General features: G+C 71.9%; 10 protein-coding genes. 8 read left to right on the forward strand and 2 right to left on the reverse strand.

Translation table 11 applies throughout. The annotated features are described in order from the left end of the window. Positions 1-61: 61 nt before the first annotated feature. Complete coding sequence (locus OG462_RS35975) at positions 62-2350, reverse strand: FdhF/YdeP family oxidoreductase (protein WP_406064309.1); 2289 nt, start codon at positions 2348-2350, stop codon at positions 62-64. 283 nt (positions 2351-2633) lie between these two features. Between OG462_RS35975 and moaA the strand changes: the two genes are divergently transcribed. From moaA to OG462_RS36000, 5 genes are all read left to right on the forward strand, one after another. Further along, on the forward strand, positions 2634-3653 hold the full coding sequence (moaA, locus tag OG462_RS35980) for a GTP 3',8-cyclase MoaA (protein WP_406064310.1): 1020 nt from the start codon (positions 2634-2636) through the stop codon (positions 3651-3653). Between the two features lie 37 nt (positions 3654-3690). Then, on the forward strand, positions 3691-4908 hold the full coding sequence (locus tag OG462_RS35985; RefSeq protein ID WP_406064312.1) for a molybdopterin molybdotransferase MoeA: 1218 nt from the start codon (positions 3691-3693) through the stop codon (positions 4906-4908). Positions 4909-4945: 37 nt separating this feature from the next. After that, on the forward strand, positions 4946-5221 hold the full coding sequence (locus tag OG462_RS35990) for a MoaD/ThiS family protein (protein ID WP_406064314.1): 276 nt from the start codon (positions 4946-4948) through the stop codon (positions 5219-5221). A gap of 47 nt (positions 5222-5268) precedes the next feature. Continuing rightward, positions 5269-5736, forward strand: a complete 468-nt coding sequence (locus OG462_RS35995) for a molybdenum cofactor biosynthesis protein MoaE (protein ID WP_406064316.1) — start codon at positions 5269-5271, stop codon at positions 5734-5736. Between the two features lie 221 nt (positions 5737-5957). Continuing rightward, positions 5958-7673, forward strand: coding sequence for an FUSC family protein (locus OG462_RS36000; RefSeq protein WP_406066850.1), 1716 nt, complete (start codon positions 5958-5960; stop codon positions 7671-7673). Between the two features lie 22 nt (positions 7674-7695). Here OG462_RS36000 and OG462_RS36005 read toward each other — a convergent pair whose 3' ends face one another. Beyond that, a complete protein-coding gene (locus OG462_RS36005) occupies positions 7696-10032 on the reverse strand; it encodes an FdhF/YdeP family oxidoreductase (RefSeq protein ID WP_406064318.1) in 2337 nt (778 codons plus the stop codon). Between the two features lie 219 nt (positions 10033-10251). Here OG462_RS36005 and OG462_RS36010 point away from each other — a divergent pair, with 219 nt between their 5' ends. The 3 genes from OG462_RS36010 (at position 10252) to OG462_RS36020 (ending at position 12812) form a co-directional block, all read left to right on the forward strand. Beyond that, positions 10252-11238 (forward strand): Dyp-type peroxidase, encoded by a 987-nt coding sequence (locus OG462_RS36010; RefSeq protein WP_406064320.1) that lies wholly within the window; start codon positions 10252-10254, stop codon positions 11236-11238. A 6-nt stretch (positions 11239-11244) separates the two neighbouring features. Further along, positions 11245-12096, forward strand: a complete 852-nt coding sequence (locus OG462_RS36015) for a family 1 encapsulin nanocompartment shell protein (protein ID WP_406064321.1) — start codon at positions 11245-11247, stop codon at positions 12094-12096. A gap of 80 nt (positions 12097-12176) precedes the next feature. Continuing rightward, entirely contained in the window at positions 12177-12812 is a 636-nt protein-coding gene (locus OG462_RS36020) for a DUF1345 domain-containing protein (protein ID WP_406064323.1), read from the forward strand. Positions 12813-12828 lie beyond the last annotated feature (16 nt).

Consider the following 12828-nt stretch of genomic DNA (forward strand, 5'->3'; position numbering starts at 1 on the left):
GGAGCGCCGCTCCGACGCTGTGGTGTGATCGTGCCGTTCCGGGCGGCCTCGTACGACTGTGTCATGAGGTGCGTTCGAGGCGGACGACGACTCCCTTCGAGGTCGGGCAGTTGCTGATGTCGGCGACGCTGTCCAGCGGCACCAGGACGTTGGTCTCCGGGTAGTACGCCGCCGCCGAGCCACGGCTCGCGGGGTACGCCACGACCCGGAAGTTCTCCGCCCGGCGCTCCCGGCCGTCGTGCCAGACGCTCACCAGGTCCACGGTGTCACGGTCGGCGAGGCCGAGGGCCGCCAGGTCCGCGGGGTTCACGAGGACGACCCGGCGGGCGTCGTGGATGCCCCGGTAGCGGTCGTTCGGCGCGTACCAGACGGTGTTCCACTGGTCGTGCGAGCGCAGGGTCTGCAGCAGCAGATGGCCCTCGGGTATGTGCGGCATCGTGAAGTCGTTGCGGGTGAAGACGGCCTTGCCGCTCGGGGTCGGGAAGACCCCCCGGTTCACCGGGTTGGGCAGCGTGAAGCCGCCGGGCTCGGCCACCCGGGCGTTGAAGTCCTCGAAACCCGGAACGACGCGGGAGATCCGATCGCGGATGGTGCCGTAATCCGCCTCGAACAGCTCCCAGGGGACGGCCGGCTCGTCGCCCAGCGTCCTGCGGGCCAGCCGGGCGATGATCGCGACCTCGCTGAGCAGGTGCGGCGAGGCCGGGGGCAGTTTCCCCCGGGAGGCGTGGACGTCGCTCATCGAGTCCTCGACGGTCACGAACTGCTCGCCGGTCGCCTGGACGTCCCGGTCGCTGCGGCCGAGGGTGGGCAGGATGAGGGCGGTGTCGCCGCAGACCGTGTGGGAGCGGTTGAGCTTGGTGGAGATGTGCGCGGTGAGCCGGCACTTCCGCATCGCGGCCTCGGTGACCTCGCTGTCCGGGGTGGCCCGGACGAAGTTGCCGGCGACGCCCAGGAAGACCTTGGCGCGGCCCTCGTCCATGGCCCGGATGCTGTTCACCGCGTCCAGACCGTGGTGGGCGGGCGGTGCGAAGCCGAATTCGGCCTCCAGCGCGTCGAGGAACTCCTGCGGCATCTGCTCCCAGACCCCCATGGTGCGGTCGCCCTGGACGTTGCTGTGGCCGCGCACCGGGCACACGCCCGCGCCGGGCCTGCCGATGTTGCCCCGGGCGAGGAGGAAGTTCACCACCTCGCGGATGGTCGGGACCCCGTGCTTGTGCTGGGTGAGCCCCATCGCCCAGCACACGATGATCTTCTCGCTCCGCAGGACCCGCTCGAACACCTCCTGGATCTCCTCGCGGGACAGCCCGGTCGCCGCCAGGATGTCCTCCCAGGCGGTCTTCCGCGCGTGCTCGGCGAAGTCCTCGAAGCCGGTCGTGTGCGTACGGATGAAGTCGTGGTCGAGCACGGTCCCCGGCGCGGCGTCCTCGGCCTCCAGGAGCAGCCGGTTCAGGGCCTGGAACAGGGCCAGGTCGCCACCGGCGCGGATGTGCAGGAACTGATCGGCCAGGGGCGTGCCGCGGCCGAGGATCCCGCGGGCCTTCTGCGGGTGCTTGAAGCGCATGAGCCCGGCCTCGGGCAGCGTGTTGACCGCCACGACCCGGCCGCCGTTGCGCTTGGTCTCCTCAAGGGCCGAGAGCATCCGGGGGTGGTTGGTGCCCGGGTTCTGGCCGACGACGAAGATCAGGTCGGAGTCGTGGATGTCGTCGAGGGAGACACTGCCCTTGCCGATGCCGAGCGTCTCCGACATGGCGAATCCGCTGGACTCGTGACACATGTTGGAGCAGTCGGGCAGGTTGTTCGTGCCGTACGCGCGCGCGAAGAGCTGAAGGAGGAACGCGGCCTCGTTGTTCAGCCGGCCCGAGACGTAGAACAGGGCCTCGTCGGGGGAGTCAAGGCGCCGCAGCTCCTCGGCGAGCAGCCCGAGCGCCTCGTCCCAGCCGATCGGCTCGTAGTGGGTTCCGCCGGGCCGCTTCACCATCGGCTCGGTCAGCCGGCCCTGCTGGTTCAGCCAGTAGTCGGACATGCCGTCGAGCTCGGCGATCGAGTGCTCGCGGAAGAACTCCCGGGTGACGCGGCGGGAGGTCGCCTCGTCGTTGATGTGCTTGGCGCCGTTCTCGCAGTACTCGTTCATGTGCCGCTTGCCCGGCGCGGGCTCGGGCCAGGCGCAGCCGGGGCAGTCGATGCCCTTGGGCTGGTTGATGTTCAGCAGCGTCAACGCGGTACGACGCGGGGACGTCTGGCCCAGGGAGTACTCCAGTGCGTGCGTCACCGCGGGCAGACCTGTCGCCCAGGTCTTCGGCGGGGTGACCTTCAGATCGTCGCCCGGATCGTCCTCGATGCGGCTGCTCATGACGGGTGCGCCTCTTTTTCTTTGCCTGGGGCCCTGTGTGCCGGAGATCGTGAAGCGAATATCCGCTTATTCGCGGCGGGAAGTCAAAGAGGAGAATTCGATGAGCTGATAGGTGTGGCTTATCGCTGCGACATCGCAGGTCAGGTGGGTTCGATGAGGTCAGATCGGCGCCACCGATCACGTAATAGAGAAACCCTCTTTGACTTCTTCCCGGTATCCCTCGAAAGTGGTCGGCGGGTGAGAAATGCGCGACTGCCCCGCCGGGCAGAGGAAGAAGGCAACCGTGTCCCGACCGTTTCTCGACGAGGCCGCCCCGGCTCCGCTGACGGACCGCTTCGGCCGCGTCCACACGGACCTCCGGGTGTCGCTCACCGACCGCTGCAACCTGCGCTGCACGTACTGCATGCCCGCCGAGGGCCTCGACTGGCTGCCCCGGCCCGAGCTGCTCACCGACGACGAGGTCGTCAGGCTCGTCCGCGTCGCCGCCCGGCGCCTCGGCATCACCGAGGTACGGCTGACCGGCGGCGAACCGTTGCTGCGTCGCGGCCTGCCCGGACTCGTCGCCCGCCTGCACGCCCTGCCCGACGCCCCCGAACTGTCCCTCACCACCAACGGCATCGGCCTGGCGCGCAGCGCCGCCGCCCTGCGCGAGGCCGGGCTGAGCCGGGTCAACATCAGCCTCGACACCCTGCGCCCCGAGCGGTTCGCCGCGATCACCCGGCGCGACCGGCTCGCCGACGTCCTGGACGGTCTGCGCGCCGCCCGTGCCGCTGACCTCGCCCCCGTCAAGATCAACACCGTTCCGGTGCGCGGGGTCAACGACGACGAGATCGCCGACCTCGCCGCGTTCGCCGTCGAGCACGGCTACCGGGCGCGGTTCATCGAGTCGATGCCCCTCGACGCGCAGGGCGCCTGGGACCGGGACCGGATGGTCACCGCCGAGGAGATCCTCGACCGTCTCGGCGAGCGCTTCGAGCTGATCCCGGTCGGGCAGCGGGGCAACGCACCCGCCGAGGAGTGGCGGATCGCCGGGACGGACACGCTGGTGGGGGTCATCGCCAGCGTGACCCGCCCGTTCTGCGGCAGCTGCGACCGGGTCCGGCTCACGGCCGACGGACAGCTGCGCAACTGCCTCTTCGCCACCCAGGAGTCGGACCTGCGGGCGCTGCTGAGGGGCGGCGCCGACGACGCGGCGATCGAGGCGGCCTGGCGGAGCTCGATCGGCGGCAAGGGCCCCGGCCACGCGATCGACAGCCCGGAGTTCCGGCGGCCGGAGCGCCCGATGTCGGCGATCGGCGGATGAGAACGGAAGTGAGAAAGAGCGCATGGCCGTGGCACCCATGAGACACCCCACAGGGCACGCCCATGCCGTGGCCTGGGACCGGGCCCGGAGCGTCGCCCGCGACGTACCGCCCCTGCCCGTCGCCGGCCGTGGCCTCGCCGAGGCGCTCGGGCATGCGCTCGCCGTGCCGCTGACGGCGCTCACCGCCCTTCCGCCGTTCGACACTTCCGCGATGGACGGGTGGGCCGTGGCCGGACCCGGACCCGGGCCCTGGCGGCTGCGGGGCGGCGGCGTCCTGGCCGGTGGGCAGCCCGAGCCGTTGCGCCACGGCACCGCCGTCCCCATCGCCACCGGCGCCCGGCTGCCCTCGGGAGCCAGTGCGGTGCTCCGCCGCGAGTACGGGGAAGTCGACGCCCGGAGCGGGATGCTGCTCGACCGCTCCACCGGGCCCGGACCCCTGGCGCCCGGACACGACATCCGACTCCAGGGGCAGGAGAGCCGTGCGGGCGAGCCCCTGCTCCCCGTCGGCACGACCGTGACTCCCGCCGTCCTCGGCCTCGCGGCGGCGGCCGGGTACGACCGGCTCACCGTGCACCGCCGCCCGAGCGTCGAACTCCTCGTGCTCGGCGACGAGTTGCTGGAGTCGGGGCTGCCCCGGGACGGGCGCGTGCGCGACGCGCTCGGTCCGCTCCTGCGGCCCTGGCTGTGCGACCGGGGCGCGGACGTCACGGCCCGCCGCCCGGTGCCGGACGACTTCGGGCCGCTGTACGAGGCCGTACGCGACTCCACCGCCGATGTCGTCGTCACCACCGGCAGCACCGCCGCCGGGCCCGTGGACTTCCTGCACGACGTGCTCGCGGAGCTGGGCGCCCGGCTCCTCGTCGACTCCGTCGCCGTACGGCCCGGTCACCCCATGCTGCTCGCCGAACTGCCGCCGGGCGCCGACGGCCGGACCCGCCACCTCGTGGGCCTGCCCGGCAACCCGCTGGCCGCAGTCGCCGGCACGGTGACCCTCGCCGTACCGCTGCTGCGTCGGCTCGGCGGGCACACGGACGCCGAGCCGTACCGTGCGACCTGCGCCGCCGCCCTGCCCGGGCATCCGAGGGACACCCGGCTGCTGCCGGTACGCCGTACCGGGCGGGAGGTGGCCCCGCTGCCCTTCGACGGGCCGGCCATGCTGCGCGGGCTCGCCTTCGCCGACGGACTCGCGGTGGTGCCGCCCGGAGGCGTGGCCGCCGGGGGCTATGCCGAGGTGCTCGCCGTCCCCGGACCGTGACCGGCGTGCACAAGAACCCACCCGAGGAGGCACACCCGTGACGTCGTCGACGACACCCGCCGGAACCATCCGCTACTGGGCGGCCGCGAAGGCCGAGGCCGGAACGCCGGAGGAGCCCTATCGCGCCACGACCCTCGCCGAGGCACTGGCACAGGTCCGCGCCTCCCGCGTCGACCGGCCGCGCTTCGCCCGACTCCTGGGCCACTGCTCGTTCCTGGTGGACGGCCGGCCGGTCGGCAGCCGGGACCACTCCGCCGTACCGCTGGCCGAAGGAGGCACGGTCGAAGTACTGCCCCCGTTCGCGGGCGGCTGAGCCCCGCCCCCGTACCGCCGACGCCCCCACTGCTAGGACCTGGACCCATGACGCACCTGCCCGACGCCTCCGACACCCACGGCGACGCCGCCGACGATCCGATCCGGCTTCTCGCCGTACGGGACACCCCGCTCTCCCTCGACGAGGTGTACGCGGCGGTGGGCGACGATGCCGCCGGCGGTACCGCTCTCTTCGTCGGCACCGTGCGCGACCACGACGGCGGCAGGCCGGTGGCCTCGCTGGCGTACAGCGCCCACCCCGGCGCCGAGGCCGAGCTGCGCCGGGTGGCCGAGAAGGTCGCCGCCGGCTTCCCCGTACGCGCACTGGTCGCCGTCCACCGGACCGGCCACCTGGCCGTGGGGGACGTCGCCGTCATCGCGGCCGTCGCCTGCCCGCACCGCGCGGAGGCCTTCGCGGCCTGCGAGCGCCTGGTCGAGGACCTGAAGCACGAGGTGCCCATCTGGAAGCGGCAGATCTTCGTGGACGGCGACGAGGAGTGGGTCGGCGCGTGCTGAGCGACCGGGGGGAGCCGGACGGGCCGGGGGAGCCGGACGGACAGAGGGAGCCGGCCGGTGGGAGGAACCGGGCCGGTGGGGGCGGGGCCAAGGAGGGTGCAGTGCCTGGCGGTTGGCGGCGGGCGGCCGTCCGTGCCGGGCGGGCGCTCTCCCCTCGGGGTGCGCTGGCGCTCCAGAGCGTGGACGGCGCCCTGTCCTTCGCTCTGCGCGCCGCCCTCGCCATGGCCGTGCCCGCGCTGCCGATGGCCCTGGCAGGGCACGCCGATCTCGCCGTCTACACGATGCTCGGCTCCTTCACCACCACCTTCGGCCGCAACCTCCCCTACGCGCGGCGGGCCCGGGTGCTCGCCTTCGTCGCCGTGGCCATGACCGCGTGCGTGGGCTGTGGTTCGGCGCTCGCCGTCTGGGCCCAGCCGAGGGACGGGGGAGCGGGCGCCGCAGTGACGGTCGCGGCGACGGCCGTGGTGGCCGGTGCCGCGAAGTTCGCCTGTGACGCCGCCCGGCTGAGCGGCCTCGGCGCGGTGCTGCTGCTCTTCTCGTTCGCCGTGGCCGCCAACGGCTCGACCGATCCCGCGCAGATCCTTCCCCAGACGACCCTGGCCGCGACGGGCGCGGTCGTGGCCTGGGTCCTCGCCGTCCTCGGGTGGTTCGTGCACCCGGACCGGCCGCAGCGCCTCGCCGTGGCGGCGGCGCTGCGCGAACTGGCGGACCTGTGGGAGGCGGCGGGAGGAGGGAACGGCCGCGGCCTCGTACGGCACCGGGCGACGGCCGCCGTGCTCCAGGCGTACCGGACGCTCGGGGTCATGCCCCCGAGCGCCGCCCAGCGGGGCGGCCGGGGCGACACCTGCCTCCGTCTCACCGACCTCGCCTGGGCGCTGCTCATCGGTTCCGCCCGGCGGGTACCGGACGACCCCACCGGCCTGGCACGGAACCTGCGCCGACAGGTCCGACTGCTGGTGAGCCGCCGCCGACGGCTTCCCCGGATACTGCCCGAGCTCGCGGTCCCGTCCCTCATCGCCCAGGGCGCCGCCGTCCCGGGCGTGGCTACCGACGGTCCCACCACCCTGCGGGCCACCGAACTGCGGGCCGCGGAGCTGGTGATGGGGCGAGGCTTTCCCGGTGGTGGCACTTCCGGCGGCGGCGCCCCCGGTCGTACGGCGATCCTGCTCGTTCCCGCGCTGCGGATGGTCCTCGGCACCGGCCTCGCCGGTGCGGCCGCCCTGCTGCTCGGTCTCGGCCACGGCTACTGGGCGGCGATCTCAGCGGCCGCCGTCCTGCACTCGATCAACGTACGGACGGCGGCGCAGCGGGCCGTGCAGCGGACCCTCGGCACGATGGCCGGACTGATGCTCGCCCTCGGCGTGCTCGCCGCACGCCCCGACGCGGTCGTCCTCGTCCTGGTGATCGTGCTCCTCGAATTCCTCCTCGAATACGTCGTCGCCCGCAACTACGGTCTCGGCGTCGTCTTCCTCACCCCGCTCGCGCTGCTGCTCACCGACCTGGCCGCCCCCTCACCGACCGGGGACCTCGTGCAGGACCGGGCGCTGAGCAGTCTGCTCGGGGTCGGCATCGCGCTGGTCTGCGCGCTCGTCGTGGTGCACGACCGGGCGGCCGTACGGGCGCAGCGCGCACTCGCCGCGTGCGTGGCGGCGTCACGGCGTGCCGAGCGTGCGCTGGACGAGCGGGTTTCGGACGAGCGGACGCTGGACGTGCGGGCGCTGGACGGGCAGGTGTCGCACGAGCAGGTGTCGGACGAGGGCGTGGCGCGCTCGCTTCCCGTGATCCAGGAGCAACTGGCGGCCGCCGTCGTGGAGTTGCGGGAGGCGGACGACGCCGCCGCGGGCGAGCTCTGGCCGGCCGAGATCGACCCCACCGAGCTCGCCGCAGCGGAACGGCGCGCATACCTTCTCCTGGACCGGCTCGCCCGGTGGAGGTGAACTCCCTTCGCCCGCAGGGGAGTCAGGCGGCCGGCTCGATCGTCACCTTGACGTGCTTCATGATCGGCTGGTCGCTCTGCGTGCTGTAGTCGACCAGCGCGCACAGCACGTTCATCTCGGGCATGTAGCCGGCCGCGCAGCCCCGGGGAATGTCGTACGGAATCGCGAGGTAGCCGCTGAGGGACCGCTTGCTGCCGTCCTTCGCGGTGCTCGTGATCTCGACGGGCCCCATGTCGGCGATCCCGCGCTCCCGCATGTCGGCCCGGTTCATGAAGACCAGCGTGCGCAGGTTCTTGATGCCGCGGTAGCGGTCGTTGTCGGAGTAGATCGTGGTGTTCCACTGATCGTGGGACCGCATGGTGCCCAGGGCCAGGGTGCCGGGCTCGGGCACGACGTCGGGCAGCGGGGCACTGGAGAACTCGGCGCGCCCGGACGGGGTGAGGAAGACCAGTTCGCGGGCCGGCTGCTTGATGCGGAAGCCGAGCGGGAGGCGCACCCGCCGGTTGAAGTCCTCGAAGCCGTCGAGGGCCTTGGCCATGGTGTCCCGGATGCGGTCGTAGTCCTCGATGTACCACTCCCAGGGCGTGGCACTGTCGGGCAGCGCGGCCCGCGCCATGCCGGCGACGATGGCCGGCTCGGACAGCAGGTGCGAGGAGGCCGGGCGCTTCATGCCGATCGACAGATGGACCATGCTCATCGAGTCCTCGACGGAGGTGCTCTGGATGCCCTTGCGCTGATGGTCCTTCTCGGTCCGGCCGAGGCACGGCAGGATGAGGGCCTGCTTGCCGTGGACGATGTGACTGCGGTTCAGTTTGGTGCTGACCTGGACGGTGAGGTCGCAGGTGCGCAGCGCCGCGTAGGTGAGCGGGGTGTCGGGCGCGGCGAGCGCGAAGTTGCCGCCCATGCCGACGAACACCTTGATCTCGCCGCGTCCCATCGCCTCGATGGTGCGGACGGTGTCCATGCCGTGCTCGCGCGGCGGCTCGATCTCGCAGACCTCGCCGAGTCGGTCGAGGAACGCGTCGCTGGGGCGGTGGTCGATGCCGCAGGTGCGGTTGCCCTGGACGTTGCTGTGTCCGCGGACGGGGGACGGGCCGGCGCCCTCCCGTCCCAGGTTGCCGCGGAGCAGCAGCAGGTTGACGATCTCCCGGACGGTGTCGACCCCGTGCTCGTGCTGGGTGAGGCCCAGACACCAGCTGACGATGGAGCGGTCGGCCTCGCCGTACACGTGCGCGGCCTTGAGGATGTCGGCGCGGCTCAGCCCGGACTGGCTCTCGATCTCCTCCCACGGCGTGCCCTCGCACTGTGCGCGGTACTCGTCGAAGCCGGAGGTGTGGCGGTCGATGAACTCCTGGTCGAGGGCCTTGGGGTCGGTCGCGGACCGATCGAGGATCGCCTTGGCCATGCCACGGATCAGCGCCATGTCGCCGCCGATGCGCGGCTGGAGGTTCAGGGTGCTGGTCCTCGTCGTCTTGAGGAGGGCCATGTCCGTGAAGTCGTGCGGCACGATGGTCCGGGTGGCGGCCGCCTCGACGAGCGGGTTGACGTGCACGATCTGGGCGCCGCGGTGGTACGCCTCGGCGAGCGCGGTCAGCATCCGGGGCGCGTTGGAGGCGGCGTTCACCCCGAAGATGAACAGCGCGTCGGCGGTCTCCCAGTCCTTGAGGTCGACGGTGCCCTTGCCCGTGCCCAGGGAGGCCCGGAGGGCGCGGCCGCTGGCCTCGTGACACATGTTGGAGCAGTCGGGCAGATTGTTGGTGCCCAGCTCACGGGCCATCAGCTGGTAGAGGAAGGTGGCCTCGTTGCCGAGCCGCCCCGACGTGTAGAACGACGCCTGGTTCGGGTCGTCGAGGCCGCGCAGGGCACGGCCGACCACCTCGAACGCGTCCTTCCAGGTGATCGGGACGTAGTGGTCCGACTCGGGGTCGTAGACCATCGGCTCGGTCAGCCGGCCCTCGTTCTCCAGGTCGTAGTCGCTCCACCCGGCGAGCTCGGAGACCGAGTGCGCGGCGAAGAACTCGCTGCCGACGCGCTTACGGGTCATCTCCCAGGTGACGTGCTTGATCCCGTTCTCGCAGATGTCGAGGTGCAGGCCCTTGGTGTCGTCGGGCCACGCGCAGCCGGGGCAGTCGAAACCGGTGTTCTCGTGGTTCATCCGCATGATCGCGCGCGGGCCGTCCACCAGCGCTCCCTCGCGTACGAGGAAGTTGGTCACGCTCTTGGCGGCGCCCCAGCCCGCGGCGGGGTGGTGGTACGGGTGGAACTCCGGGTCGCCCTCGGGGGTGGGGCCCACGCGGGGCTCCCGGGGCTCCGGTGCGTCGGGCTCCAGGGATTCCTGCGCTTCCTGGTCGGTGCTCACGACTGGTTCACCCTTTCACCTGCGGATATTCAGGGCATAGCGGTACAAGAAACCACTCCTTGCGCAGGCTATGCCCGCCGGTTCACGGGTGCCACTCGGTCCCGGAAGGCCGTACGGGCTGCGTACCGGATCATGCGCGCCTACGCTGGCGCTGTCTTTCCTGTCCTTTTTGGCCATTGCTGCCAGCTATTGCCACCATTGTCTTTCGGCGGGAGTCCCATGGTCGTCGTCCAACCCGTCGTCGTCCCGCCCTCCCGGGCGGGCGTGTTCCTCGTGGCCACCGTCAACCCCGGCGGTGAGGCCACCGTGCGGGAGACGCTCCAGGACCTGACCGGCCTGATCCGGTCGGTGTCCTTCCGTTCCCCCGACTCCGGCCTCACCTGCGTCGCCGGGATCGGCTCCGAGGGCTGGGACCGGCTCGTCGGCGGTCCGCGCCCCCGTGAACTCCACCCCTTCCCGGCCCTCAGAGGGCCCGGGCACCGCGCCCCGGCCACCCCCGGTGACCTGCTGTTCCATGTACGCGCCCGGCGCATGGACCTCTGCTTCGAACTGGCCAGGCTGATCGTGGAGAGCCTGGGCGGCGCGGTGACCGTGGTCGACGAGGTGCACGGCTTCGCGTACTTCGACGAGCGCGACCTCCTCGGCTTCGTCGACGGCAGCGAGAACCCGGGCGGCCAGGTGGCGGCCGAGGCGGTCCACATCGGCGACGAGGATCCCGAATTCCGCGGCGGCAGCTACGTCATCGTGCAGAAGTACCTGCACGAGATGCCGGCCTGGGACGCCCTCACCGTCGAACAGCAGGAACACGTCATCGGACGCGGCAAGGCGTCCAATGTGGAGATGCCCGACGACGTCAAACCGGCGAACTCGCACGTCGCGCTGAACACGATCGTCGACGAGGACGGCGTCAGCAGGCAGATCTTCCGCGCGAACATGCCGTTCGGACAGATCGGCGGCGGTGAGTTCGGCACGTACTTCATCGGTTACGCGCGCACGCCTGCCGTGACCGAGCTGATGCTGCGCAACATGTTCCTCGGAGACCCCCCGGGCAACACGGACCGCATCCTCGACTTCTCCCGGGCCGTCACCGGCGGCCTCTTCTTCGTGCCGAGCGCCGACCTCCTCGACGACCTGCCCGCCTCGCCGCCGGACACCGCCGCCCGCCAGGGAGACTCCCTGGGCATCGGCGGCCTGAAAGGAGCCTGAGAGCCCATGACGACCCCCGACGCCCCGACCGACCCGTACCACGGCCCCGACACGAACAACCTGCACCGCGAACTCGCCCCGATCACCTCGGCGGCCTGGGCCGAGATCGAGGAGGAGGCCCGCCGCACCTTCCGCTGCAGCGTCGCCGGCCGCCGCGTCGTCGACGTCCCCGACTCCGGAGGTCCGGAACTCGCCGCCGTCGGTACGGGGCACCTCACCGACATGACCTCGCCCGCCCCCGGCGTCACCGCGCGCCTGCGCGAGGCGAAACCGCTCGTCGAACTCAGGGTGCCGTTCACCGTCGACCGGGCCGCCGTCGACGACGTCGAGCGCGGCTCGAAGGACTCCGACTGGCAGCCCGTCAAGGACGCGGCGCGGGCCATGGCGCTCGTCGAGGACCGGACGATCTTCGACGGGTACGGGGCGGCCGGCGTCGACGGTCTGCGCGCCCGGTCCTCGAACCCGGTCGTCCAGCTGCCCGCCGATCCGCGCGACTACCCCGACGCCGTCAGCCGGGCCCTGACCGCCCTGCGCCTCGCCGGTGTCGACGGCCCGTACGCGCTGCTGCTCGGCGCCGACGAGTACCGGGCGGTCAGCGAGACCTCCGACCACGGCTATCCGATCGCGGCGCACCTCGGCCGGATGCTCGACGGCTCCCCGATCTGGGCGCCCGCCCTCAGCGGCGGCTTCGTCCTGTCCACCCGGGGCGGCGACTTCGAGCTGTTCCTCGGCCAGGACCTGGCGATCGGCTACACGGGGCACGACGCGCACAGCATCCAGCTGTACTTCCAGGAGACGCTGACCTTCCGTACGTACACGGACGAGGCCGTGGTCGTCCTGGAGGCCCCGGGGGCCTGAGAGTCCGGGGAGCCGAGAGCCGACAGCCGACAGCCCGGAAACCAGAGTGCCGAGACCCGAGAGCCGGGAGACCCGACGTCATGACCAGTCCGTTGCTGCTCTCCGCCGTACCCCGACTCGCCGTCTCGGCGGTGGTCGCCGCGGCGGTCGGCGCCGTGGTCGGCACGTCCACCCACGCGCCCCTCGGCGTCCTCTCCGCGATCGCCGTGGGGGAGACCCTCTTCGTCGTCGCCGGGTGGATCGCCCTGTGGCCGATGGACGCCGCCACCACCCATCGCAACGTACGCCGCGAGGAGTTCCGGCCCGTCGTCGAGGAGCTGGTCGTCGTCGCGACGGCGGTGGGCGGACTCGTCGGCATCGTGGTCCTGCTCCTGGTCGGCAAGTCCGACCTGAGCCACGCCGCCGCCGCGACCGCGTTCGCCGGAGTGTTCATGGCGTGGGCGGCCCTGCACCTGATGTACGCCACCCGCTACGCGTACATCTACTACCTGAAACCCGGCGGCGGGATCGACTTCAACTCCCAGGAACCGCCCCGCTACAGCGACTTCCTCTACTTCAGCTACAACCTCGGCATGACCTACCAGGTCTCCGACACCAACGTCTCCAGCACGACGATCCGCTCGATCGCCCTCCGTCACTGCCTGCTGTCGTACGTCTTCGGCGTCAGTATCCTGGCCACCACCATCAACCTCGTCACCGGGATCGTCACGGGCTGAGGCAGGCCCGGGTCTG

This window comes from Streptomyces sp. NBC_01077, assembly GCF_045162855.1.
Lineage (GTDB): Bacteria > Actinomycetota > Actinomycetes > Streptomycetales > Streptomycetaceae > Streptomyces.